The sequence below is a fragment of the Vibrio sp. SALL6 genome, from assembly GCF_002002385.1.
Lineage (GTDB): Bacteria > Pseudomonadota > Gammaproteobacteria > Enterobacterales > Vibrionaceae > Vibrio > Vibrio parahaemolyticus.
Genome location: NZ_MQVK01000001.1, coordinates 103,698 through 128,032, shown reverse-complemented (window position 1 = coordinate 128,032; position 24,335 = coordinate 103,698). Strand labels below are relative to the sequence as shown.

Below are 24,335 nucleotides of genomic sequence, written 5' to 3'. Positions count from 1 at the left end.
CAACCACATTTTTGGTTGGGCTTTTTGGTTTTAGAGGATTATTTGGTCGGGAAACTGATTTGGGCGATCAAGCCGCCTTCACTGCGATTACGCATCACCACCGAACCTGAATGTTGGATAACAATACGTTTTACAATCGCTAAACCCAGACCAGTACCTTCGCTGCCACGCGCCGTATCACCACGGGTAAACGGTTCGAACAACTTCGCGATCTGCGACTGCTCAATCCCAGGCCCGTTGTCTTCTACGCATATCCAAACCAATTGTTTGTCTGCCGTCACGCCTGTGCTGATTTTAACCCAACCGTTGCCGTAACGCAGTGCGTTGACAACTAAGTTACTCACCGCTCGCTTAATGGCAATCGGGCTGCCTTTCGCTGGAGGAAGGTGCATGTTCAAGTCCGTTTCAATCTCGACTTCATATCCCCCTTCAGAGCTCGCCACGTCACTAGCGATGGTACTGACATCAACCGACTCAAACGATTCTTTGTTTACAGGCTTTAGATAATCCATAAATTGACTGATAATCTCATTGCACTCTTCCGTGTCACTGATGATCCCTTCCGCCAAATAGCTGTCTTCTGGCGACATCATTTCAGTAGCGAGACGAATTCGCGTCAGCGGCGTACGTAAATCATGACTGATGCCTGCCATTAACAGAGCGCGGTCTTCTTCGAGCTCTTGAATCCCTTTCGACATCTGGTTAAACGCACGAGTTACCGAACGAATTTCCGATGCGCCTTTTTCTGGTAGCGGTGGGGGAATTTCCCCTCTCCCAACGCCTTCTGCCGCTCGTTGCAACGCCAATAATGGCCGGTTTTGCAAGCGAATAAACAACCAACCACCTGCGATAATTAATAGCGCCATGATCAGGCTGTTACGAAATAGCGGCGCAAAGTCCTCTTCTTGCAGCTCAGACAGCGGGATGCGAATAATGGAATTGGGCAGCTTCTCGATGTGCATCCACAAAATGTAGCTTTCACTACCTAGCAGCAGGCGTACTTCGGTTGGTGAGCCTAGCTCTTGAGTCATTTCCTCCGACATCAAATCAATAGACATCGCATGGTTAAACTCAACCGCCTTCTCGCTGTTGATGCTGTGAACTGTCACGCCCAACCTTTCTAATAACTGGCGACGCAATGGTGCATCCGATTTTAGCGGGCCATCTTCATCGAGAACCAGATTCAACTCATGAGCAAGAATTTTGTTGAACTGTTGCAGGCTTGGCATCAACGCGTAGTTAAAAACGGCGTAATAAGAAAAGACTTGGCTAGCGAGAAGCAAGGAGATGAACAGTAGAATAGATTGTGTCAGTGAACTTCGGATTCGCATGGAAATTTCCTAATGCTCCTAATTGCGAAAACCTCGGCCACCAAATAAGAAGGAAATTTGATGGTCGAAGTTTTAAAAACCGATTGCCGGTTAAGCGAGTAAGAGTTACGACTCTTTGCCGTCTGGGACAAATACGTAACCTAAACCCCATACGGTCTGGATGTAGCGAGGTTTGCTCGGATCGTCTTCCAGCATGCGGCGTAGACGAGAAATTTGTACGTCGATAGAACGCTCCATCGCCGAGTATTCACGACCACGCGCCATATTCATCAGCTTATCACGCGACATTGGCTCACGCGCGTTGGTTACCAGTGATTTCAACACCGCAAATTCACCCGATGTTAATGGCATAGCCTCATCACCACGGAACATTTCACGCGTGCCTAGATTCAAACGAAACTCACCAAACTCGACCACTTTTTCTTCTGTACTTGGCGCGCCCGGTAGCTCAACCGTTTGGCGACGTAAAACCGCTTTAATACGAGCGAGTAGTTCACGCGGGTTGAACGGTTTAGGTAGGTAATCGTCCGCACCAACTTCCAAACCAACAATACGGTCAACCTCGTCACCTTTTGCTGTCAGCATCAGAATTGGCAACATGTTATTGGCGTGGCGTAAACGGCGACAAATCGACAAGCCATCTTCGCCTGGCAACATCAAATCCAATACCATTAGGTGAAAGTTTTCGCGTGTTAGTAGGCGATCCATTTGTTCGCCGTTTGCTACACTACGGACTTGAAAACCTTGCTCAGAAAGGTAACGCTCCAACAGAGCACGCAAACGAGCATCGTCATCAACCACTAAAATTTTATGATTTTCCTGCATTGAAACATCCTTTCAGAAGCATCTATTGACGAAAATGTATCACTGTTTTTTCAAACGTGCTTGTGCAAATTGTTACTCTTTTTATCTTAGACGCGGTTTTGGGAAATTATTTGCGCGCCGCCCTAAGTATTTAGCGATATTGACTTTGTTTCGAGATGTGAACAACGCCACAAAAACGCGATGAGAGGTAGTGTTAACCGCCGCGAAGGTCGGAGTGCCTACTGGCCGTAATTCCATTCCAACTCACGTTTAGCGTCTAACAATTCTTTTTGCGCTTCATCTAACTTTCGGCGCTTTTTCTCGATTTTGTCGCTCGAACCCGACGTTTGTGCCTCTGCCAATTCTAGCTCGCGGTTTTTTACTTTTTGCGCTTTTTGTTCGACTTCTGATTGCAGTTTTTCGCGTAAATCTTCTTCCGAGCATTCATCCTCAATCGCAGCAAGGGCTCGTTTTAATCCATCAATGCGCTTTTGATTACCTTGTACTGTGGCGTATTCAATTTGCTGCTCAAGTGCAAACGCTTTGGCATCACACCCTTTTAGCTCTTCTTGAGCGACAGTAGGAAACGAAATAGCCATCGTTAACACAGCACCACAAATCACGGCTTTCATTTTAAACCTCTCCAGTAAATACAGCTCGCGCCCTCAAATGAGGGCGCATAAAAAAAAAGGGTAACATCATTGGCAAACGCACTTCGCTCGCCGAATGTTTCAAGGTCGAGGAAGTTAAGATTCTGCGCTTTGCTTGTTGTATTCAATCGAATTAATGAACCACTCTTTGTCACCTTCCGGCGTTCGAACGGTAAATTCTTCATCCACTTGCTTTTTCAACATGGCTCTGGCCATAGGGGAATCAATGGAGATGTAATCTTTGGCATCGCCATATATTTCTTCTGGCCCCACAATGCGAAACTTCTTCACATCGCCGGCTTCGTTTTCAATCTCGACCCAAGCACCAAAAAAGACTTTGCCTTCTTGTTGAGGTGAGTAATCAACGATGGTGACTTCAGGTAAAAACTTTCTGAGAAAACGAACGCGTCGATCGATTTGACGCAGCAGTCGTTTATTGAAGGTGTAGTCAGCATTTTCCGAACGATCGCCAAGGCTGGCCGCCCACGTCACGATCTTGGTGATTTCTGGACGCTTTTCATTCCAGAGGTAATCGTGCTCTTGCTTGAGTTTGTTATAACCTTCACGGGTAATCAGCTTAGTTTTCAATTTGGCTCCTATTCATTTCGGCATAAAAAATGCCGCACATTCAGCAGCATCGACGCTTACGCGATCTTCATCCTAAACCTAGAATTATACCCAAAGCCACAAGATTCTCAGAGCGGACTTTGGGTATTGGCAATTAGGTTAGGCGACGGTTCGACTATTTTTCGTAATCTGGTTTTTTCGTCACGATGTAATTGGTTTCACTCGCCACTAACGCACCGTGCTTTAAGAAGTTTTTACCCAAAATCATGCTGTAATGAAAGCGTCCGCGATCTTGCAAATTCACGCGAATTTTCTTCTCTAAGTCACCCAGTTTGACGTGCATTTCCACCACCGGACGGACGTTTGCTTTCTCGCCTTTTTTCGCAGTAATTTTCATTACGTCTACCACTTCGCGAGTAAAGGCCTTTTGCATACCGAGGTCATTTTCGTAGGTAAAGCTCACCATGTCTTTGCCATCTTTTTGGAACAGTTTGATGTCCTTAGCATTGATAGAACTGACATCCGCACCGGTGTCCAGTTTGACCGGGAAAGACATGCCTTCCACTTCGGCCACTTCGATGTGGCCGGCTCGGAACAAAGGTTTTGCATCGAGCAAGTGATCAGCGCGCGTATTCAGTAGCACGCCACCTTTAGCCATGTTGTGGCCGAAAACGAAAAACGGCTGCTCTTCATCTTTATCTAGCACGTCGATAGCAAACTCCATCGACTTTTCTTTGTTCCCGAACAAGAAGTCACCTTCCACCACAGGACGCACCATATCGCCGACTTTGAGTTTCTTCAGCACGGGTTTGGTGATTTTTTCTTCTTTGCCTTTTTCATTGCTCAAATAGAACGTCGCGACTTCGTCTTTGCCCTTTTCACTCAGTTCAAATCCATTCACGCGTAATAATGGCGTTTTCACGGTAAAGGTTGGATAAGCGGGAACCACGTAGCCATCAATGTTCACTTCCTCTTCCGGTGAAATCACCAATGGTTTGGACTTCAGTGCACTCTTAAAGGTTTTTTCCACGCCGCCGAGCAAATTCTCTTTGTCGGTATCTATCACGAAATGTTGGCTCACTACGTCTCGGCCCAGGCGGATTTGCGAACTGAACTTACTGCGGTCTCGTAAGTACACCAACCATTGCTGAGTTTCGTTTTCGTCAATCTTGACAGGCAGATACACCAAAGGTCGCTCGCTCTTGGTGGTTTTCAACATGCGCACCAATGGCAGTGTCATAGGATGGCGCTTGCCGTTCTCACCCTCTAAAGTAAACGACACTTGCTTGGCTTTTTTATCCACTTTGATGTCAAGAGCGTGAACGTTGGTGTAACGGCTGCTTGTCGAAACGCTGGTTTTGTAGGGAATGCCTTCGATTTCTACCGTCTCTTTCTTACCAATCATTTTCGCGTTGGGTTGTTCTTGCAGGTAGTCATACCCAGCAAACACCCACGCGTTATCATCTAGGTAAGTTTTGCCAATCAGGATTGGCGCAGAGAACTGTTTGCGCGAGGTAAGGTTCACCACGGTATCTACCGTATGCCCAGCAATCGTCATCGGCATTTTTACGGTTGGACGCAAAATCGGTTTTTTGCTGGTGCGACTGCGGATAGCACTGATGCGCTCAAGATCGTCGGTTACCGTGATCTCTTTGCCAGTATAAGGATGCTGAATCGTGAAACTGACGGTGACTTGATAAGGTTCAAAACTGTTGGCTTCCCATTTGGCTTGCGTGCCACCTAAATCATCGACAATTGCCCACAGCAGTTTGTCATCTTTAAGATTTTTGTATTTGGGATTGCTGCTGCTTACGTGGATATTTTCTGCATGCATGGAGGTGGTGTCAGCGCCGGTATCAATTTTACCGATGAAAGGGACGTCACTTAGCTCAGGAATTTCGCTGTAATACACACTTTCGACCCGCCCTAAAACTAACTTATCATCAAGTTGATAGATGGGATCTTGCGTGGTTGCAGAGATGGATTGCGCCCAACCAAACGGGGCTATCAGGAGAGCACTAGAGAGTGCCAGAGCCAAAGACATTTTTTTCATCATGATTATCCGTGTGAGCCAAGGTATATAAAATTAGTCGCCAACAGAACTTATAAGTTCTCAATTTAATTACAGTTTTGACATAAATCTGACCGATGTCCACCAGCGCCCGGTAAATTTTTGCGAAGCTAATTTAAAACATTGCAAATTCTATGAATGACCCCAATGTTCTATACACAACCAATATCCAAACCGAATTAAAAGAGAATACACGGATGAGCCAAGCTATCTGTCGCATGATTGCTCAAGAACTGAATGTTCGCCCAGAGCAAGTCAACGCCGCTGTCACCCTGATTGATGATGGTAACACGGTCCCATTTATTGCACGTTACCGTAAAGAGGTGACAGGTGGCCTTGATGATACCCAACTGCGTACTCTGGACAGCCGTCTGTCATACCTTCGCGAGCTCGACGATCGCCGTCAAACCATTCTGAAGTCGATCCAAGAACAAGGCAAACTGACGCCAGAACTAGAACGAGAGATCACGCAAGCCGACAGCAAGACTCGCCTGGAAGACCTTTACCTGCCATACAAACCAAAGCGCCGCACCAAAGGTCAAATCGCGATTGAAGCTGGCTTAGAACCTCTCGCGGATACACTTTGGAACCAGCCACAAACTGAACCAGAAAGCGAAGCAACGAAATATCTTGATGCGGACAAAGGCATCGCGGATACCAAAGCGGCACTGGATGGCGCTCGCGCAATCATCATGGAGCGCATTGCTGAGGATGCGAACCTGCTTGAAAAAATTCGTGCTCATCTAAACCGCAACGCGGAACTGGTTTCTCGTGTCGTTGAAGGTAAAGAGCAAGAAGGCGAGAAGTTTAAAGATTACTTCAACCATAACGAGCCACTGAGCAAAGTGCCATCACACCGTGCACTGGCGATGTTACGAGGCCGTAATGAAGGCTTTTTGACGTTGGCGATGAACGCCGACCCAGAACAAGAAGAAGGTGCACGCCAATCGTACTGCGAAACCATCATTGCCGACCATTATGGCGTGACGCTAAGCAGCGCACCGGCGGACGCATGGCGTAAACAAGTGATCAGTTGGGCATGGCGCATCAAAGTATCGATGCACATGGAAACCGAGCTGATGGGCGCAATGAAAGAACGTGCTGAAATCGAAGCAATTGAAGTGTTTGCCACCAACCTAAAAGATTTGTTGATGGCAGCACCGGCAGGCCCTCGCGCGACGCTGGGTCTCGACCCGGGTCTGCGTACAGGCTCTAAAATCGCTATTGTCGATCCTACTGGTAAAGTGCTTGCAACAGAAACCATCTACCCTCACCCACCACAAAAGCAATACGACAAATCAGCGCAAATCGTTGATCAGTTGGTGCGCAAATACAACGTGGATTTGATTGCGATAGGTAACGGCACGGCTTCGCGTGAAACCGACAGCTTTGTCGCAGACGTGATCAAACGCGGCAACCTGAAAGTTCAGAAGATCATCGTAAGTGAAGCGGGGGCATCAGTTTACTCTGCGTCTGAGCTTGCAGCGAAAGAGTTCCCAAATATGGACGTATCTCTGCGTGGTGCGGTGTCGATTGCTCGTCGTCTGCAAGACCCGCTAGCGGAGCTCGTTAAAATCGATCCTAAATCGATCGGTGTGGGCCAATATCAGCACGATGTTAGCCAATCTATGCTGGCAAAACGTCTTGATGCGATTGTCGAAGACTGTGTAAACGCGGTGGGTGTTGATGTGAACACTGCCTCTGCAGCGCTACTGACGCGCGTTGCAGGCTTGTCGAGCACCATCGCACAGAACATTGTCGACTTCCGTGATGAAAACGGTCGTTTCGAAGCACGTACAACTTTGAAGAAAGTGCCTCGTTTAGGTCCTAAAGCGTTCGAGCAGTGTGCGGGTTTCCTTCGTATTATGGATGGTAAAAACCCACTGGATGCCTCTGCAGTGCACCCGGAAGCCTACCCTGTAGTCAAAGCGATTGCCGAGAAGAACCGTAAAGACATCAAAGCACTGATTGGCGATTCGACGTTCCTTAAAGGTCTGCACGCGGTGGATTACACCGATGAGCACTTCGGTGTCCCAACGGTGACCGATATCATCAAAGAGCTGGACAAACCAGGCCGAGACCCTCGTCCGGAGTTCAAAACCGCAACCTTCGCTGAAGGCGTTAACTCGGTTGCAGATCTAGAACCGGGCATGATTCTCGAAGGCGTCGTATCGAACGTGGCCAACTTTGGTGCTTTCGTCGATATTGGTGTTCACCAAGATGGTTTAGTGCACATCTCAGCCCTGACGGATCGTTTCGTTTCTGATCCGCGTGAAGTGGTGAAAGCAGGTGACATCGTTAAAGTGAAAGTGATGGAAGTAGACGTACAGCGCAAGCGTATCGGTCTATCGATGCGTTTAAACGACGAGCCGGGTCAAGACAACCGCAGCCAACGCTCATCCGCAGCGCCGCGTCGTAATGATCAGTCACAACGTCGTCAACCTCGCCGTGATGATTCCTCATCGAACAATGCGATGGGTGGCGCATTTGCGGCTGCTTTCGCCAAAGCAAAGAAGTAGTCTAGGTTTTAACGGCTGCACTGAGATCTTGGGGTGCAGCTGGGCGACGGCTTCAAGCATCCAGAAGAAAAAAGAAAACGCTCCAGTCAGTCATGCTGATTGGAGCGTTTTTATTGGATAGGATATTGATTCGTCATAATACTGCTATCACTTCTGACGGGGTATGGGGCACGACCGAATGACCATAATGAAATTTGATCACCTTCCTGCGCTTTTCCATCAATCCTTGGTTGATCGCAGCATCCAAAATGCGCTTCGGTAAACGAAAGCGTATCGCATAGCCCTTTCCCTGATCTTCACTGTACGATTTCAGTGCCAGTAAATCGAAAAGCCTTTCAAGCGTGTCTTCCGGCTCCTCGTGATAACGCGCATCAACTTCATGATCCACTTCGTAATCGGGATGCTCAGAGGGATCCCAAGAGGACTGACGTCGTCGCTTTTCATCACTTTTTACTTTGCGCTCGGCATTGGTTTTTGCCAATGCGACCGTCGGCGTCACAGGTTCTCGGACTCTGTTGTCACGAGCAGCTTGTTCCGTCTGCACATTAACGGATGGGGCGATCAGTGGCACACTTACGTTGGTCGGTGACACAATCATTGCGAACCCTCCTCAGAGTCGCCCAACTCGTCAATATGGCTTGGCCTTATTTACGAATAAAACCTTACCGACAATTATATCGACCAAATTTTAATCAACTTTAGCTTTTTTCACTGCACGATTTTAATCCTGAGCGAAATCTCGAACTTTCGCACAAAATTCATCATGTTCGGTCATGAACGGTGCATGAGAAGATTGAGAAAAGACAAACTGTTGCGTGTGAGGCAGTTGCTGGCTGAGATCGGTCGCCACTTTAATCGGCACCAAACCATCCAAACGACCGTAAAGACGTAGCATCGGCATGGTCAGGGAAATCAAAGCATCACGCAGGTCAACATCCGCCAAAATATTTAAGCCAACCAATAGTGACTCTGGGTTCGGCTGAGGACGCGATAGCACCGCTTGTTTGAGTTGTTTAACATCTTTACGTGCAGACGGACTTCCCATGGCTTGCAGCGCCATAAAGCGCTCAATGGTCAGTGAGAAATCTTCTAGTAACTGAGAGGTGAACGCGCTCAGTACATTCGGTTGAATGCCGCGCCACGGTTTTTCTGCGGCAAATTTTGGTGAGCTGGCGACGGTGATCAGCTTACTCACTCGCTGAGGAGCATTGAGCGCAATGTGCGTGGCAACCAAACCACCCAACGACCAACCTAGCCACACTGCTTGCTCTGGCGCATCTTTTAGTACCATGGCAGCGATTTGTGCGAGGTCTTCACCATGGTGCCCAGCGCTAAAACCATATCCAGGAAGATCGACGACATGGACACAAAAATCGGTCTGCAGAGATTCGACCGTTTGCTGCCAAACTGCGCCATTCATCCCCCAGCCATGCAGCAACACCAAATCCGGTCCCTGACCGAACGACTGCCAGTGTAAATTCGTGCTCATGCTCTCAATCTCTCCCACTTATTTTATTCCTTATCGTTTCACTCAAGCGTTAGGCTGTGCAAAATCTAACCTTGAATAAGCGGTATGTTATCTCATCACTGGAAAAACATCATGCATCGTGTGCTCAGCAGTCAATGCGGTTTATGTCGCTTCCCGATTCAGGCTGCCGCTCAACCCAATGCGCTGCGTTGGTGTGGTCACTGTTATCAATATCTTACGCCAGTAAAACGCTGCCAACGCTGTGGATTGAGCTTAAAAGCTGAGGAAGCGAATATAGAGAGTATTTGCGGCGAGTGCCTCTCCGAGCCTCCACCGTGGCAACGGCTATTTACCTTGGGAGACTACGATTTTCCACTGTCTCGAGAAATACAAAGCTTCAAAGATCACGGACAAACATGGCATGTTCGCGCTTTAACGCAATTGCTTGCCCAGCGCATTTCAACTCCCGCTCCGCTTATCACCACAGTGCCATTGCACTGGCAACGCTACTTGTATCGAGGCTTTAATCAGAGCGACATACTGGCGCGACATTTGGCTGTCCACCTTAATGTGAGGTTTGATAATCACGTGTTTCGCCGCGTAAAACACACCCAGTCGCAGCGCGGGAACAAGAAATCCAGCCGAGAACTGAATTTAAAAGGCGCTTTCACCTTAAATCAGCCACCAAAGTATAACCACGTCGCAATAGTAGATGATGTGGTCACGACGGGAAGCACGGTTCGACAATTATGTCATTTACTACTTGAAGTTGGCGTAGAAACCGTCGATATTTACTGCATCTGCAGAACCCCTGCTCCTGGTGCTGTCTAGATCGCTTCACCATGCCTTAGCATCAAAAAGACTAGACCCATACGTCAACAGGAGTAGAATAGCAGCAGTAACCTACAAAATTACTCAGGTATTCGTCGTGTCAAATATTACTATTACAGAAACTGCGCAAACGCATTTCGCTAACCTTCTAGGCCAACAGCCAGAAGGCACTAACATTCGTATTTTCGTTGTGAACCCAGGTACACAAAACGCTGAGTGTGGCGTATCTTACTGCCCACCAGAAGCGGTTGAAGCGACCGACACTGAGATCCCTTACGCAGGTTTTTCAGCTTACGTGGATGAGCTAAGCCTACCTTTCCTTGAAGACGCTGAAATCGACTTCGTTACCGACAAAATGGGTTCTCAACTGACATTGAAAGCACCAAACGCAAAAATGCGTAAAGTGTCGGACGATGCGCCACTTGTTGAGCGTGTTGAGTACGTTATCCAAACTCAAGTTAACCCACAGCTTGCTGGCCACGGCGGTCACGTGAACTTGGTTGAGATTACTGAAGCAGGCGTAGCTATCGTCGCATTCGGTGGCGGCTGTAACGGTTGTTCAATGGTTGACGTAACACTAAAAGAAGGCATCGAGAAAGAGCTACTAAACCAGTTCGTTGGTGAGCTAACAGCAGTTCGAGATGCAACAGAACACGACCGTGGTGACCACTCTTACTACTAAGAGCTTATCGTCGGTAAAAATGGGAGGCTTTGGTCTCCCATTTTTGTATCTGAACAATCCATTAAACACGTGAGATTCTTCGTCACACACGACCTCTTTCAAGGTTATCGAGCGAACACTGCCGAAGCGATGAAATCAAACTAGCAACTCTTGCAGAGTTCTCATATATTAAGAATCTTACGCACCTTACAAAAGCCAACGACACCAAGGAGTCAGCGCCATGTCGAAAAGGACCCCACCAGAGATTCTCTCTTGTCAGACGGTCGCACGATCAAAACTGTTTGCTGTGGAAGCCCTCGACCTTCGCTTCTCCAATGGCGAGCATCGCACTTATGAGCGCATGAAGCCAAGTGGTCGCGATGCCGTAATGGTTGTACCGGTAACCGAGCAGGGCGATTTACTGTTGGTACGTGAATACGCTGCTGGTACAGAGCGTTACGAACTGGGTTTTCCTAAAGGTCTTATCGATCCCGGTGAAACGCCACATCAGGCCGCTGACCGCGAACTAAAAGAAGAAATTGGTTTTGGTTGTAAGGAACTCACCCCGTTAAAACAAGTGATCCTTGCTCCTTCTTATTTTTCGAGCAAGATGACGCTGTTTCTAGGTCAATCGCTATACCCTGAAAAGCAAGAAGGTGACGAACCAGAGCCGTTAGAAATTGTGCGCTGGCCACTCGCACAAGCCGAAGAGCTATTAACGCATTTGGACTTCTGTGAAGCACGAAGCATCACGGCGTTAATGTTGGCACTGAAACACTTACCAAACACCACTCACAACAACAATCAATAACGGTGTAAACCGAAAATATTGTGAGTAAGGACTATCACCTATGCCAATGACAAAAGATCTATCTCACCTGCTTCCTCAAGTTATCGAAATTGCCCGCAGTGCGGGACAAATGATTCTCGATATCTACGAGAAAAAGCAATATGAAGCGTATACCAAAAGTGATGAAACACCGGTCACAAGCGCCGATATTGCCGCGCACAAACTCATCACTGAACGTTTAAGTGAACTGACACCAGACATCCCCGTGTTGTCTGAAGAAGCCGCCGACATCAGCTTAGAGCAGCGCGCACAATGGCAGCGTTATTGGTTGGTCGACCCATTAGATGGCACACAAGAATTCATCGCACGCAGTGGCGACTTTGCGACCATCATTGCATTAATTGACAACAACAAGCCAGCGATGGGCGTGGTGTATGGGCCTGTTTCTGGCGTCACGTATTACGCATACAGCGGCAAAGGTGCGTGGAAAATCCCAGACATGTCTGAAAGCGTGAAAATCCACACGCACAAACATGAACAAGCAGGACAAAACATTGCCATTGCTATCAGCCGTCGCCAAGACATTAATCGCATCACCAGCCGCATGAGCAGCGCTTGGAACTACGACTTAATTCCTCTCGGTTCTGCAGCACTAAAAGCGTGTTTGGTGGCGGAAGGAGCGGTCGATTGCTATTTACGTTTGGGCCCTACTGGCGAATGGGATACAGCAGCAACGCAATGCATCGTGGAAGAAGCCGGCGGACGTATTCTCAGCACTCACCTCGAACCTTTGTCTTACAACGAACGGGAAACGCTAGAGAACCCGAACTTTATCGTGCTGGGCGATACGAATTTGCCTTGGGATGACATCCTGCAACGCAAAGATTAAGTACTTATACTTGCGTAACTCAACTTGTATCATTAGGCCGTAAATTCAGTTCACGGCCTTTTCTTTTTCCCGCATGAGCAGCTTTAACAGTATTTGACCTACCATATACCTAAAGCTAATTAAACTGCACAAAATCACACAATTCCATTAAAATACAAATACTTAAATAATCATCCTTGTCCCTAGTTTATTTACGTACAGCGAATAGAGGGTTTGGCCTACTATGATCCAAAAGCAAAAAGAGCTGCACATTGGCAGCTCTTTTCTGTATTACGTTGGCTCGAGATTAGAATCTGCCTTTGTAGTCAAACTCGTATTGGCCTTGTGCGTTTGGCTGTCCAAGCCATTTCAACTGCTCCCCCATGCTTGATGGGAAATCTGCGCCAGGTTTAAACCACGCTTTCGTTGAATAGCGTTGATTCGGCATCAGCTCCGCTGAAAACGCCGAGGAAACTTGCTTACTGGTTTGCTCACCTGATGCAGTTAGCACGCCATCTTGGCATTTCAAATCAGCAATAACAGGGCCGAGCTCTAAGCTTCCCACTGGACTTTGGATGCCACTGGCACTCCAAACCAATGTGCCTTCACCAGTTTTACACCACGGAGCTGCGTAAGTCGCATGACGAATGTTCAACTCCAGCTGGCCATCAACACCAACAGGCACCGGCAGGCGCGCTTGTTCGACGGCTTTCGATGCCGGGATCGACGCCACCAAATTTTCCGCGTAAGGGCCATCGCTGAGACTGTATCCAACTAAACCTCGACCGCGAATGTTCATATCGCTGCCGCGCCCAAAACGTACCGAAAATTCGGCTTTGCCGGTAAACAAGCTAGACCATTGGAAATCCCAATTCACTTGCCCTAGGTTTTGACGCTGCCAACGCACGCTAGAAGCCTGACCTTGCCAAACGGAACCGTGAGCACCTTGTATGTCGAGCCCTTTCACAGTGGGGGCTTGCTGGAGAACCCAAGAAACAGGTAACCCCATGATCAAGCTAACAGAAAAACAAACGATAAAGATTACAACGTAAAGTACTGCTCGCTTCACCTTAACCTCGCTTAAATTGCAGACGGTTCACATCAATCATGCCCGCTTGGTCTGTACGATCGATGTCTAAAAATTCAACTTCAATGCCTTGCTGCTCTTTCAAGTAGCGTAGCCAATCCACCAACTGGTTGAATGCGAGCGGTTTAATCCACACTTGCACACTGTCGTTGCGTGGTTGCACACGAATCAGTTCCACCTTAAAACGGCGCGCTGATGAAGAGACAAGTTGGTTAAGTGGCTGATTGGAAAAACTGACACCCCCGCTTTTTCTCAATGCGGTAATGTCATCAGCTTTGTCTTGTACCCATGTAAGCAATTGCTTTTCACTTTGGATACGAGATTGCGCCAACTCTGCACGTTGGCTCATCGGCTGCAGCAGCCCCCAGTAAAGAATACCAAGGATGGCGAATGCACCACAGCCCAGCACAAGTCGTTGTTCACGCTGAGAGATGCCACTCCACCAAGCTTGCGCTTGAGAAATTAAATTCTTCATCATCACCTCACTGACGCTTCAACACAAAGCTACCCATCACAACGTTATCGCTGCGATTAAGCTGACCTTGCTCAACATTAAACTTCTCAGCCAACTTCACACGAGCCTGCTCAAAAGGCTGGAAGTCTGAGCTACGTGCGTGAATGCGCACTTCACCACGTTGGCCGTCATACTTAAAACTGGTGATTTCTAGATCTTTCACCTGACCAAGCGTTGCTGGCAAGGCAGCAAGCCAAGACAACATCGCAACATCTGTTGAGCCACCAGATAAACGGCGCTCTTCATCCGTCATTTGGCGCTTTAAGTAGCTTACGGTCGGAATTCGATTCTTGTTTGGGAAAACCTGACGGAAAATACGTTCGCTTTCTTCACGATAGGCTTGTGCTTGTGCTTCGTACTTGTGGACGACGAGAAGTTGCTGAGCCACGACCACCACTAACAAAACGCCCGCAGCGATAGCCGCCTTTTGCCAAACTTTCCAGTACTTACCCCAAGAAGACTTCGGCTTAAACTCGCCAGTTAACAGGTTCGTTTTACTACTCGCGACGCCTTTTGCGAGCAACGCCATCGTCATTTCTTCTGGCTTAGGAACCCATACGCTCTCAACCGTCGATTCTGGCACGGAACTGTAGCAATCGAGTTGCCAACCTTCATGGTTTTGCAGGTAAGAAGAGAGGTAAAGATCCAGCCACGCCGAATCCACCACCGCACCTTCCGTCTCTGAGTGACGAATTAGCCATTGCTCACCAATCAGTGCCGCACTGCTGCTGTCATCACTGACAGGCAATGCCAATACATCTGGCAAGATGCGTTTGATGGTCAACCCTTGGCTAGCAAAACGCTGTAGCACGGTTTGTACCCATGCACGCTCGACCGCACACACTTGTGCTTTATCCGCTTGCTTACCCAATACGGTGAAGTGCAAGCTATCCACATCTTGCGCGACTTCATCTTCAATCAAATAAGGCAACATGTTGTCGAACTGACGTGTAGCACCAGGCGGAATGTCCACCTGAGTTAACACCACATCATTACTCGCTAGTAAAGCGATGACTTGGCGCTGGCCGGCATACGATACCAACTCATCCAAGTGTTCCCATCCGGCAAGTTCACCGCTGGCAATCACTTCCTGTTGTTCTGTCGACCACACCACCCAAGGAATGGTACTTTGTTGTTCGCTACTCAGCCGAACGGTCAGAAACTCGCTCACTGATCCCTCCAAAACGACGGCGAACGACCGTCACCGTTTCTCTATTTGTACTTTGCAAAAGGCTTCGGATACGTACTCGTGAATCATCCACCAACACTTGTGCATCCAATTCGAAGAAGGAGCTATCCACTCCTAAATAGCCTTTGGCGTTTTTCTTTACATCATCGCTCAAGCCAGTTAATTCTGACTCCGCTAGAAATTCGTCTACGCTGTCCCAACCATCGAAGGGACGCTTTTCTATCAGTTGAACCGCGTCGCTGCTGCTCAAGTTCGGTGAAAACATAGCGACTAAAATCGGCGCTTGTTCCACCTCTATCGTGTTGACGTTTAAACGCCAATCATCACTTGGGATCGCACATACCAAGGGCTCAATCTTTTGATAAATTTCACCACTCACTTGATATACCGCGCGCAGTTCAGTTTTGTCTGCCATCCAACCATTAGCCGCTAAATACGAAGGTTTCATCGATTCGTAGGTGCTGTCTTCCACGCCGGTGGTTGAACGTACTGTGCTGTCTGAATCAATGTATTCCCAAGTGGAATCGGCAATCACTTCCGCTTGATACGGCTCTACATCCGATTCTTCCAACAAACTCTGCAGCACTTGAACCAAATATGGTCGAGTGGTTTGTTGTCCGGTCGGCTGCACTCGACTTAACACATTGAGGTTAAAGCACGCTTGCTTATCCCAAATACGTCCTGCAGCTTGACCATAGTCCAATGGGTACACTTGTTCTTTAATCGCCCAAGGTTGGCTGAGGTTGATGGTATCGCTGTCTTTGTAGCTCTGCTCGATACCCACTTCAGCCAAGGCTTCAACACCAACACTGTACCAATATGCTTGCTGGTAATGGATTTGGTTTGAACCGCGCTGAAACTGCAAAAACAAACGTTCAGACATGGTGGCAGCAATGGTCGCCATAATCGCCAACAACATCAGTACAATAATCAAAGCAACACCACGCTGACGATTAGCCATTGTTGTTGCCCTCCGATGCTTTGTTTCTTTCACTTTCTGCAAGCTTGCCATCTGGCGTTAGATACGTGCGCGCAATTTCACCGTAATCCTTCAACTTCAAGACAACTGAGACAGCTTTCGGCAACTCTTTATTGCTGTCCCACTCTTTCTTCCACTGTTTACCGTCATAAAAACGCATGTCGAAAGATTCCACCTGCGTCAGCAACGGAGTGACAATGCCTTCCTGCCCAACTGGGGTATCTGGATAACGCCACCAAACACGCTGCAGGGTTTCTTCTTTAACGCGATAGCCCACTTTAGTCACTTCACCACGCGGGAACTGTTGCTGCGGGTTATGCCAACCCACACGTGCAAACATTAGGCCTTTCGCGTCGGAATCGAGTAAATAATCCGACCAAAAGATCAGTTGCCCGGCAGGGTCTTCGCCGTTGGTACGCGTTTGACGCAATGCCATTTGGCGGAAGTCGTTATCCATCATCACCATCGCGCGTTGCAGTTCATTCAAACGCTGAGTTCGCTCTTGCGACAACTCGTTACTGCGCTGAACTTGCGACACCACTTGGTATGCCGCCACGCTCAAACTAGCAAAGATTGCTATCGACACCAGCACTTCAATGAGTGTAAAACCTTTTGTTGTACGGCGCTTATTTGCGCGATTGGGATTACTGCGCCACATAGCTTCTTACCGTAACAACTGGACTCGCGTTTTTCGCGGTCGCGACACTTACATCAAATGCTTTCAGCAATGGCTGCGTGGTGGCTACAGGCGTGACTTTCCAATACCATGTACGCCCTGCTAGCTCTTCGGTACCATTCTTGGCTTTCAGCGCGCCAGTATCTAGCATCACATTCGCCATTTGGTTATCCACAACCATTGCTGCAAACATCTTTTCTTCTAAGTAGCTGACTGTGTTGATGTGTTGACTCACAGAGCGAATCACACTGATCGCCGCGGTGGCAAAAATAGCCAGTGCAACCAACACTTCAAGCAACGTCATCCCTCGCACTCGGCGACGGTTTAAGTTTGGTTGAGTTTGCTTAAAATTGCGCATTCGCATCCTCTTCCACTTCTTCACCTGGCGCTACCAACAGAATTTGCCCACTCTCTTTTCCGATCACTCGCCAACCATCGTTAAACGCATCGCCTTTTTGTGGGAAAAAAGACAAGGTAAACGGCGTGACTTCTGCGCTCGAGAAAATGAAGACTTGCGGTGGTTTCACTTTCTTTTCTTCAGTTTCGTCGGCAAACATTTCTTCAAACAGTGAACCCGGCTCGAACAAACGATCGTCTTTATCCCAAGCTCCGCCACCTAGATCCAATTGCAATGCAATGTCATCTTCTAATTTGGTTTTGCTTGGAATTTGCTTCATTTCTAGCGGCTTCCAGCCTTCAGCGGTCAAGCTAAGCAGGGTGTAGGTCTTTTTGGTATCGTCGACACGCACACCAAAATCTTTACCGCTGAGTACGGCTTCTTCGTTAAGCAACTGCAAACGCTGAAAGAAACTTTGCGCGTATTGTTTAGAGAGGTCTTTTTGACTGGTAGGCAACGTAGTGATCACCGCCACCGCGGTAAGAGATAGCAAAACCAGCACCAATAGGATTTCTATTAATGTAAAACCGTTATGTTTTCGCATTTGTTTCATTAGTGCTGGCTTGCGCTCATTTTATTGGAAGTCTTGCATGTTCCAGTTGCCAATATCCGCTGCTGGACCTTCACCGCCCTCTTGACCATCCGCACCTAGAGTGAAGATATCAATCGTGCCGTTGTCACCAGGGCTTAGGTATTGGTATGCATTACCCCAAGGGTCATTTGGAAGACGCTTGATGTAACCACCATCACGGTAGTTGCGCGGTTCTGGGTTAGAAGGCTTAGTAACCAATGCGTCTAGACCTTGGTCTGTCGTTGGGTACACGCTGTTGTCTAGCTTGTACATATCCAACGCGTTCTCTAACGCCACAATGTCAGTGATCGCTTTTTGTTGGTCTGCCTTTTCTTTGTTGCCTAGCAAGTTTGGAACAACAAAACTTGCCAAAATACCCAAGATAACAACAACTACCATCACTTCTAACAGTGTGAAACCGTGTTGCTTACTACGCTTAAATTTCATTTTTTTCTCCGAAAGTTAGATTCAAGCCACGTCTTAATTTAGACACGCCTTAATTCGAATATTATCCGCTCATCAAGTTATTCATTTCTAGCATCGGCATCAAGGTCGCCATGACAATGAATAACACCAATCCAGCCATTAATGCGATCAAGGCAGGAGTGAACACTCCCAACGCAATATTGACCGTAGATTCAAAGTTTTGGTCTTGGTTGTCTGCCGCACGCGTCAGCATGCTTTCTAACTCACCACTCTGCTCACCACTAGCGATCATATGCAGCATCATCGGTGGGAATAGACGGGTTTGATCCAGAGCTTTACGCAAGCTTGCCCCTTCACGGACGTTGTCTGCAGCAATCAACACTTGCTGCTTTACGTAACGGTTCGACATCACATCAACCGCCACTCGCATCCCTTCAAGAATTGGGATCGCACTTGAAGTACAAATCGACAAGGTACGAGCAAAACGAGCGGTATTGAGACCTTTAGAAATCTTACCGACGAGCGGCAAGCTGATGATTTTTCTGTCCCAAGACAAGCGAAAATCTGGTTTTTGCAACGCCAGTTTTAAGCCATAAAAACAAACTACTAGCACAGCAAAGATAATCAGCCCCCACTCTTGGACGAACTCACTAGCCGCCAGCAAAAATTGCGTCGACTGTGGCAGCTCTTGCCCCATTTGAATGATCGGTTCGATGATTTTGGGTACCACGGTCGCCAACAAGAACGAGACAATCGCCACCGCAAACACCACTAACACGACAGGGTAGATCATCGCTTGCAACAGCTTAGAACGCATTTTCTGACGGTTTTCGACGTACTCCGCCAAGCGCTCTAAAACCGTATCAAGGTGTCCAGATTTTTCACCCGCGGCGACCATAGAGCGAAACAGTTCGTCAAACACGTGTGGATAATCACCTAGGCTATCTGCCAATGGGTAACCTTCGGTGACTTTGGAGCGAACTGCAGCGATCATGGTGCGAATTCGTGGCTTTTCTGCTTGTTCAGAAACTGCTCGAAGACACTCTTCAAGAGGCATACCTGATTGAACAAGTGTGGATAATTGACGCGTGATCAGAGCCAGTTCAGCCGTTTTGATACCACGTTTGAAGCCCACTGAGCCTGAAGACTTAGCCGCCTTTGCTTTGGCTTCCACGACCTCAACAGGGATCATCCCTTGTTCTTTCAGTCGTTGGCGCACTTGACGAGCGTTATCCCCTTCAATCGTGCCTTTTTTTTGTTTGCCTTTTGCATCCAGCGCTTTGTATTCAAATGCTGCCATTACGCTTCCTTCGTCACTCGCATCACTTCTTCAAGTGACGTAATACCACGACGTACTTTGCTTAGACCATCACTACGAATACTTGGCGTATGATTACGAACGGCTTTTTCCACTTCTTGCTCACCTGCTTCGCGGTGAATCAGCTCTTGAACCGTTTCATCGACAAGCACTAATTCATGAATGCCGGTACGTCCGCGATAACCTTTTTGGTTACACGCTTCACAGCCTTTCGCGCGATGTAGAATGAGCGATTCACTTTCTGCCATGCCAAACAATTTTTTCTGTTCGCTGTCCGCTTCGTAAGGTTCTTTACAGTCAGAACAGAGCGTACGAACCAGACGCTGCGCTAGCACACCAAGCAGTGAAGAGGAGATCAAAAATGGTTCAATGCCCATATCACGCAGACGCGTGATCGCACCAACAGCGGTGTTGGTATGCAGCGTCGACATTACCAAGTGACCAGTCAAAGACGCTTGCACCGCAATTTGCGCGGTTTCTAAGTCACGGATCTCACCAACCATCACCACATCCGGGTCCTGACGTAAGATCGCACGTAGACCACGCGCAAATGTCATGTCGACTTTCGGGTTAACTTGGGTCTGGCCAATGCCATCGATATCAAATTCGATTGGGTCTTCCACCGTCAGAATGTTGCGCTCGTTGCTGTTGATTTCTTGCAAGCCGGCGTACAAAGTGGTCGATTTACCAGAACCCGTAGGGCCGGTCACCAAGATGATACCGTGTGGGCGACCAATGAGGTGACGGAAGTTGTCGTGTACCGAAGGAGTCATGCCCAAACTATGCAGGTCAAGGCGCGTTGCGTTTTTATCTAACAGACGCATTACCACTCGTTCACCGTGAGAGGATGGCATAGTAGAAACACGCACGTCGACCGCTCGGCCACCAATACGTAGCGAGATACGACCATCTTGAGGCACACGCTTTTCAGCAATATCGAGCTTCGCCATAACTTTCACACGAGACACCAATAACGGCGCAAGCTTACGACTTGGCGTCAAGACTTCACGCAGAACGCCGTCGACACGGAAGCGGATAGAAAGCGTCTTTTCAAACGTTTCGATATGGATATCGGACGCACCTTCTTTAATCGCTTCACCCAACATGGCATTGATCAATTTGATGATTGGCGCATCATCTTCCGACTCTAACAAATCCTCGTCATGCGGTAGCTCTTCTGCCAACGAGAAGAAATCGTCACTGTCGGCACCGATATCTTCCATCAATTGACGAGCTTCTGATGAATCACGTTGATACGCTTCAGTCAGCTTTTTATCGAAGGATTCTTTATCGATGGCTTGAGGAACGAAGCTGCGCTTAAGCACACGACGTACTTCAACCAGAGCCGCAGGATTTAGCGGCTCCACGTAGTAAAGAATTGGAGGACGCTCAGGATGCTCAGTCTCCAAAACCAGTTTAAAGCGATTGGCAAAACTGAATGGCAGACGACGCATACTTGGCGCAGTGTCTAACATATCTACCATTAGTTCTTTTCCATTTGATCGATAAACGCTTGAATTTCAGCAGGATGCTTACGATCTTGGCCAAATGCTGGGATCACAGGGATCTTCTCATCTGGCATCAATTTCAAGCCTTGGTCAGCTTTGTAAAGCTGCTCTGCACGAATAAAGTTGTATTTGCGCTGAGTGATACCATCTGCAGTCATACCATCACGGATGATGGTCGGCTTAATGAAGACCATCAAGTTACGTTTTTCGGTTTGCGTGCTGGTTGATTTGAACAAGTGACCCAATACTGGAATATCACCAAGCAGTGGCACTTTCGATTCACTTTCTAGTGCACGTTCATCAACCAAACCACCTAACACCAGCATCTGACCATCTTGGATCATCACGGAAGTGTTAAGTTGGCGCTTCGCGAAACGAACGTCAACGGCACCATTGGCACCCAATACGTTAGAGACTTCTTGTTCAATATTTAGCTGAACAGAATCACCTTCGTTGATCTGTGGTACAACTTTGAGCTTGATACCGACTTCTTTACGATCAACGGTTTGGAATGGGTTGTCGTTGTTTGAACCAGCAGTCGAGCCAGTAATAACAGGCACTTCTTCACCCACGATGAATGAGGCTTCGCCGTTATCCATCACTGTGATACTTGGAGAAGACAGGATGTTTGAGTTGGAATCCGAAGCAACCGCACTAATTAGCGCCGTCCAGTCACCCATCACGATGCTCATTGCGGCACCATTTACGCCGCCAAGAGCAGATGCAAGTGTTGAGTAGTCACCTTCTTCAGTGTACTGACGGTTTTCCCACTTGTTCGTGTCACTATTCCAGTAGCTTTCCGTTTTGGTAACGTCTTTCGCTTCTTCCAAACCAACCATGACTTGGCCAATTGGCGCACCAGTGTTGCCGTACTGGATCACGGCACCCGTTTCTAGTGACCCCCACTGAACGCCTAGGTTAATACCATCACCTTCGGCCATTTCAACAATCAAGGCTTCAATCAGAACCTGAGCACGGCGAATATCTAATTGAGAAATTACGTCTTGCAAAGCCATCATGATATCTGGCGGCGCAGTCAGAACAAGTGAGTTGGTTGCTTCATGAGCCGCAATCACGACTTCACCGCGTTGTGCACTGGATGCACCTTTTTGACCCGCTTGTTTTTCGGCTTGCAGGTTGTCAGAGACACCTTTCAGTACATCAACTAGGTCTTCTGCTTTTGCATACTTAAGGTAAACCACTCGGTTGTTACCTTTCGTTGCCATTTCTACGTCAAGTTGACGAATCAAACGTTTCAGGCGTGCACGTACTTTCGGATCGCCAGAAATCAGAATCGAGTTCGTACGCTCATCCGCGACGATTTTTGGCTCAAGAAACTCAGGCGTACTCTTTTGGTTGGTCGTTTTGTTCAGGGCTTCTACGATACGAACCATTTCAGCAGCCGAGGCATTGCGAAGCTCTACTAGCTCGATCTCTTTGTCACCAGCTTGGTCAACGCGTTTGATGATTTCTGCTAGACGGTTTACTACCGCTGCACGACCGGTGATCAGGATGATATTAGCTGGATCGTAATGAACTACGTTACCCGCCCCGGCGTTATCAATCAGCTGGCGCAATAGCGGTGACAATTCACGAACAGAGACATTTCGAACAGCAACCACGCGAGTGATGACGCTATCGCCTTTTGCGCTGCCATCACCCATAACAGGGATTGCAGAGGTCTTAGAGTCTTTTGCTTTGATGACTTTGAGTACGCCGTTGTCCATTTCTACGACTGCATAGCCGTACACTTCCAACACGTTCAGGAAGAAGCTGTAATATTGCTCTTCGTTTAACACGTCGTAGCTGCGAACGTCGATTTTACCGCGCACCGAAGGGTCAACGATGATGGTCTTTTCTAAGTTACGACCAACAATGTTGATGAATTCTTGAATGTCAGTGCCTTTGAAACTCGCACTAAATTCATTTGCCATCGCGCCTGGAACGCAGAGTAGACTCCCTGCCAGTAACCAAGCACTTTTGCTAAACCAATGTTTCACGTATGTCTCCCTGAACTTACGCTGGTTGCCTAAGTATTACAATTGGATATAGATGTCGTACTGCTGACCATCTCGCTCAACAGTCAAATTCAGTTCTTGCGGATCGCTCATCACTTGCATCAGTTGTACTGAAGAAGATGGGTCACTTAAATCGATCCCATTAAGTTGCACCGCAATATCACCAGGTTCTAGACCCACATCATTAAATAACGCCGCATCACGACCCGGAGAAACTCGGTAGCCAATAATGGCGTCGTCTTTTTTCACTGGAGAAATGGTGATGTATTTAAAGACACTCTGTGGATCTTTCGCAATCTCCTCTCGGATTTGCTCTAGTTTGTCACTCACGTCTGACGCAGGTTCTTTCTGTGCAGCTTGCACTCGAGTAGCCTGCGGCGATTCTGACAATTTTTTATACTCAACGCCTTCCAGCATTAGAGTTTCATCTCGGCCTTCGTTATCGATGATCACGCGATCGACCAACACCGCTTTTAGTGTGGCACGCGTACCTTCAATTTCTTCGCTAATTCCGTAGGTCGCTTGCTTACCACGGTTAGCGATCACCGCTAAGCTGGTTTGAGGATTGCTGCTAGCAACGGCGCCAACAAGGGTAAGATTCAGGCGTGTTTTTGGGGCGTCTTTCACAACAGGTTGCTCAACGACCACAGGCTTTTGTTCGGTGTATTTGCCAAATAAGTTGGCGCTTTGAAGGGCATTGAAATCAATCGTATTCGATTTATTGCTGGCAATAACATTACCCGCCGACGGCCTCCATTTTGGCACATCAGACGTTTGAGGGATTGCTAACCACACCACTTTACCGAGTATCCACCCAGTTATCGCAATAAATAGGCAAGTAAGTAGCAAACTGAGCTTCGCTTGAATTGCGTGGTGGTTGGACTTGATCTGAGCCAGTAGCGGTCTGCTTGATAATCCTGCACTTAGCTCTAAACGCTTCACTGAATTGATTCCTTTATTCTAACGTTAGTCAATTGGGCTATAAAAATATAACTATCGACTCTAAATTGCTAAATTTGCAATAAAATTATTACTCAACAAAGAGCAGTGAACTATATCACAACTTCCTTTTCATACCTTTTTCTTATGCAG

24 protein-coding genes are annotated in these 24,335 nt (G+C 47.8%); 5 read left to right on the top strand and 19 right to left on the bottom strand.

Going from position 1 to position 24,335, the window contains the following annotated elements; genetic code table 11:
• Positions 1-38: 38 nt before the first annotated feature.
• The 5 genes from envZ to BIW15_RS00620 form a co-directional block, all read right to left on the bottom strand.
• Positions 39-1,331: a two-component system sensor histidine kinase EnvZ gene (gene envZ / locus BIW15_RS00640; protein WP_005459014.1), complete on the bottom strand. Its 1,293-nt coding sequence runs from the start codon at positions 1,329-1,331 to the stop codon at positions 39-41.
• A gap of 105 nt (positions 1,332-1,436) precedes the next feature.
• Positions 1,437-2,156, bottom strand: coding sequence for a two-component system response regulator OmpR (gene ompR / locus BIW15_RS00635; RefSeq protein WP_005459027.1), 720 nt, complete (start codon positions 2,154-2,156; stop codon positions 1,437-1,439).
• Positions 2,157-2,374: 218 nt separating this feature from the next.
• Positions 2,375-2,767, bottom strand: a complete 393-nt coding sequence (locus BIW15_RS00630) for a DUF1090 domain-containing protein (RefSeq protein WP_077280408.1) — start codon at positions 2,765-2,767, stop codon at positions 2,375-2,377.
• 114 nt (positions 2,768-2,881) lie between these two features.
• Positions 2,882-3,373, bottom strand: a complete 492-nt coding sequence (greB, locus tag BIW15_RS00625; protein WP_005458979.1) for a transcription elongation factor GreB — start codon at positions 3,371-3,373, stop codon at positions 2,882-2,884.
• A gap of 154 nt (positions 3,374-3,527) precedes the next feature.
• Positions 3,528-5,408, bottom strand: a complete 1,881-nt coding sequence (locus tag BIW15_RS00620; protein WP_015296086.1) for a RimK/LysX family protein — start codon at positions 5,406-5,408, stop codon at positions 3,528-3,530.
• 212 nt (positions 5,409-5,620) lie between these two features.
• On the opposite strand from BIW15_RS00620, the gene BIW15_RS00615 reads away from it, so the two are divergent.
• Complete coding sequence (locus BIW15_RS00615) at positions 5,621-7,942, top strand: Tex family protein (protein ID WP_029855941.1); 2,322 nt, start codon at positions 5,621-5,623, stop codon at positions 7,940-7,942.
• A gap of 133 nt (positions 7,943-8,075) precedes the next feature.
• Here the strand turns inward: BIW15_RS00615 and BIW15_RS00610 are convergent, their stop codons facing one another.
• Positions 8,076-8,540, bottom strand: a complete 465-nt coding sequence (locus BIW15_RS00610; protein ID WP_005459035.1) for a hypothetical protein — start codon at positions 8,538-8,540, stop codon at positions 8,076-8,078.
• Positions 8,541-8,663: 123 nt separating this feature from the next.
• Positions 8,664-9,431, bottom strand: a complete 768-nt coding sequence (gene bioH / locus BIW15_RS00605; protein WP_179115205.1) for a pimeloyl-ACP methyl ester esterase BioH — start codon at positions 9,429-9,431, stop codon at positions 8,664-8,666.
• Positions 9,432-9,515: 84 nt separating this feature from the next.
• On the opposite strand from bioH, the gene BIW15_RS00600 reads away from it, so the two are divergent.
• From BIW15_RS00600 to cysQ, 4 genes are all read left to right on the top strand, one after another.
• Positions 9,516-10,241 carry a ComF family protein gene (locus tag BIW15_RS00600; protein WP_077280406.1) on the top strand — a complete coding sequence of 242 codons (726 nt, stop codon included), beginning with the start codon at positions 9,516-9,518 and terminating at the stop codon, positions 10,239-10,241.
• A 97-nt stretch (positions 10,242-10,338) separates the two neighbouring features.
• A complete protein-coding gene (nfuA, locus tag BIW15_RS00595) occupies positions 10,339-10,923 on the top strand; it encodes a Fe-S biogenesis protein NfuA (protein ID WP_005458964.1) in 585 nt (194 codons plus the stop codon).
• A gap of 220 nt (positions 10,924-11,143) precedes the next feature.
• A complete protein-coding gene (gene nudE, locus BIW15_RS00590; RefSeq protein ID WP_005459019.1) occupies positions 11,144-11,713 on the top strand; it encodes an ADP compounds hydrolase NudE in 570 nt (189 codons plus the stop codon).
• A 40-nt stretch (positions 11,714-11,753) separates the two neighbouring features.
• Entirely contained in the window at positions 11,754-12,581 is an 828-nt protein-coding gene (cysQ, locus tag BIW15_RS00585; RefSeq protein WP_005458987.1) for a 3'(2'),5'-bisphosphate nucleotidase CysQ, read from the top strand.
• A 286-nt stretch (positions 12,582-12,867) separates the two neighbouring features.
• Here the strand turns inward: cysQ and BIW15_RS00580 are convergent, their stop codons facing one another.
• The 12 genes from BIW15_RS00580 to gspC all read right to left on the bottom strand — a co-directional run bounded on the left by BIW15_RS00580 (position 12,868) and on the right by gspC (position 24,185).
• The gene (locus BIW15_RS00580; RefSeq protein WP_077280405.1) at positions 12,868-13,629 is read right to left on the bottom strand and encodes a type II secretion system protein N; all 762 of its coding nucleotides are present in this window, start codon (positions 13,627-13,629) and stop codon (positions 12,868-12,870) included.
• A gap of 1 nt (position 13,630) precedes the next feature.
• Positions 13,631-14,122, bottom strand: a complete 492-nt coding sequence (locus BIW15_RS00575; RefSeq protein ID WP_005458943.1) for a type II secretion system protein M — start codon at positions 14,120-14,122, stop codon at positions 13,631-13,633.
• Positions 14,123-14,129: 7 nt separating this feature from the next.
• On the bottom strand, positions 14,130-15,332 hold the full coding sequence (gene gspL, locus BIW15_RS00570; protein ID WP_025579344.1) for a type II secretion system protein GspL: 1,203 nt from the start codon (positions 15,330-15,332) through the stop codon (positions 14,130-14,132).
• Complete coding sequence (gene gspK, locus BIW15_RS00565) at positions 15,301-16,311, bottom strand: type II secretion system minor pseudopilin GspK (RefSeq protein WP_077280404.1); 1,011 nt, start codon at positions 16,309-16,311, stop codon at positions 15,301-15,303. The genes gspL and gspK overlap by 32 nt, the downstream gene beginning before the upstream one ends.
• On the bottom strand, positions 16,304-16,987 hold the full coding sequence (gene gspJ / locus BIW15_RS00560) for a type II secretion system minor pseudopilin GspJ (protein ID WP_025579345.1): 684 nt from the start codon (positions 16,985-16,987) through the stop codon (positions 16,304-16,306). Before gspJ ends, gspK begins: the two co-directional genes overlap by 8 nt.
• Complete coding sequence (gspI, locus tag BIW15_RS00555) at positions 16,974-17,363, bottom strand: type II secretion system minor pseudopilin GspI (protein WP_005478722.1); 390 nt, start codon at positions 17,361-17,363, stop codon at positions 16,974-16,976. Before gspI ends, gspJ begins: the two co-directional genes overlap by 14 nt.
• Complete coding sequence (gene gspH, locus BIW15_RS00550; protein WP_005478669.1) at positions 17,350-17,946, bottom strand: type II secretion system minor pseudopilin GspH; 597 nt, start codon at positions 17,944-17,946, stop codon at positions 17,350-17,352. The genes gspI and gspH overlap by 14 nt, the downstream gene beginning before the upstream one ends.
• A 30-nt stretch (positions 17,947-17,976) precedes the next feature.
• Entirely contained in the window at positions 17,977-18,420 is a 444-nt protein-coding gene (gene gspG / locus BIW15_RS00545) for a type II secretion system major pseudopilin GspG (protein WP_005465191.1), read from the bottom strand.
• A 61-nt stretch (positions 18,421-18,481) separates the two neighbouring features.
• Positions 18,482-19,699, bottom strand: a complete 1,218-nt coding sequence (gspF, locus tag BIW15_RS00540) for a type II secretion system inner membrane protein GspF (RefSeq protein ID WP_005465194.1) — start codon at positions 19,697-19,699, stop codon at positions 18,482-18,484.
• Positions 19,699-21,201 carry a type II secretion system ATPase GspE gene (gene gspE / locus BIW15_RS00535; RefSeq protein WP_005496716.1) on the bottom strand — a complete coding sequence of 501 codons (1,503 nt, stop codon included), beginning with the start codon at positions 21,199-21,201 and terminating at the stop codon, positions 19,699-19,701. The genes gspF and gspE overlap by 1 nt, the downstream gene beginning before the upstream one ends.
• Positions 21,201-23,225 carry a type II secretion system secretin GspD gene (gene gspD, locus BIW15_RS00530; RefSeq protein WP_005496714.1) on the bottom strand — a complete coding sequence of 675 codons (2,025 nt, stop codon included), beginning with the start codon at positions 23,223-23,225 and terminating at the stop codon, positions 21,201-21,203. The genes gspE and gspD overlap by 1 nt, the downstream gene beginning before the upstream one ends.
• A gap of 36 nt (positions 23,226-23,261) precedes the next feature.
• Positions 23,262-24,185 carry a type II secretion system protein GspC gene (gspC, locus tag BIW15_RS00525; RefSeq protein ID WP_005465330.1) on the bottom strand — a complete coding sequence of 308 codons (924 nt, stop codon included), beginning with the start codon at positions 24,183-24,185 and terminating at the stop codon, positions 23,262-23,264.
• Between the last annotated feature and the right edge of the window lie 150 nt (positions 24,186-24,335).

Excerpts from the sequence above, each read along its gene's own strand:
- envZ (WP_005459014.1), bottom strand. The coding sequence starts at position 1,331 with ATGCGAATCCGAAGTTCACTGACACAATCTATTCTACTGTTCATCTCC.
- ompR (WP_005459027.1), bottom strand. The coding sequence starts at position 2,156 with ATGCAGGAAAATCATAAAATTTTAGTGGTTGATGACGATGCTCGTTTG.
- BIW15_RS00630 (WP_077280408.1), bottom strand. The coding sequence starts at position 2,767 with ATGAAAGCCGTGATTTGTGGTGCTGTGTTAACGATGGCTATTTCGTTT.
- BIW15_RS00620 (WP_015296086.1), bottom strand. The coding sequence starts at position 5,408 with ATGATGAAAAAAATGTCTTTGGCTCTGGCACTCTCTAGTGCTCTCCTG.
- BIW15_RS00615 (WP_029855941.1), top strand. The coding sequence starts at position 5,621 with ATGAGCCAAGCTATCTGTCGCATGATTGCTCAAGAACTGAATGTTCGC.
- BIW15_RS00610 (WP_005459035.1), bottom strand. The coding sequence starts at position 8,540 with ATGATTGTGTCACCGACCAACGTAAGTGTGCCACTGATCGCCCCATCC.
- bioH (WP_179115205.1), bottom strand. The coding sequence starts at position 9,431 with ATGAGCACGAATTTACACTGGCAGTCGTTCGGTCAGGGACCGGATTTG.
- BIW15_RS00600 (WP_077280406.1), top strand. The coding sequence starts at position 9,516 with ATGTTATCTCATCACTGGAAAAACATCATGCATCGTGTGCTCAGCAGT.
- nudE (WP_005459019.1), top strand. The coding sequence starts at position 11,144 with ATGTCGAAAAGGACCCCACCAGAGATTCTCTCTTGTCAGACGGTCGCA.
- cysQ (WP_005458987.1), top strand. The coding sequence starts at position 11,754 with ATGCCAATGACAAAAGATCTATCTCACCTGCTTCCTCAAGTTATCGAA.
- BIW15_RS00575 (WP_005458943.1), bottom strand. The coding sequence starts at position 14,122 with ATGAAGAATTTAATTTCTCAAGCGCAAGCTTGGTGGAGTGGCATCTCT.
- gspK (WP_077280404.1), bottom strand. The coding sequence starts at position 16,311 with ATGGCTAATCGTCAGCGTGGTGTTGCTTTGATTATTGTACTGATGTTG.
- gspJ (WP_025579345.1), bottom strand. The coding sequence starts at position 16,987 with ATGTGGCGCAGTAATCCCAATCGCGCAAATAAGCGCCGTACAACAAAA.
- gspI (WP_005478722.1), bottom strand. The coding sequence starts at position 17,363 with ATGCGCAATTTTAAGCAAACTCAACCAAACTTAAACCGTCGCCGAGTG.
- gspH (WP_005478669.1), bottom strand. The coding sequence starts at position 17,946 with ATGCGAAAACATAACGGTTTTACATTAATAGAAATCCTATTGGTGCTG.
- gspG (WP_005465191.1), bottom strand. The coding sequence starts at position 18,420 with ATGAAATTTAAGCGTAGTAAGCAACACGGTTTCACACTGTTAGAAGTG.
- gspF (WP_005465194.1), bottom strand. The coding sequence starts at position 19,699 with ATGGCAGCATTTGAATACAAAGCGCTGGATGCAAAAGGCAAACAAAAA.
- gspE (WP_005496716.1), bottom strand. The coding sequence starts at position 21,201 with ATGGTAGATATGTTAGACACTGCGCCAAGTATGCGTCGTCTGCCATTC.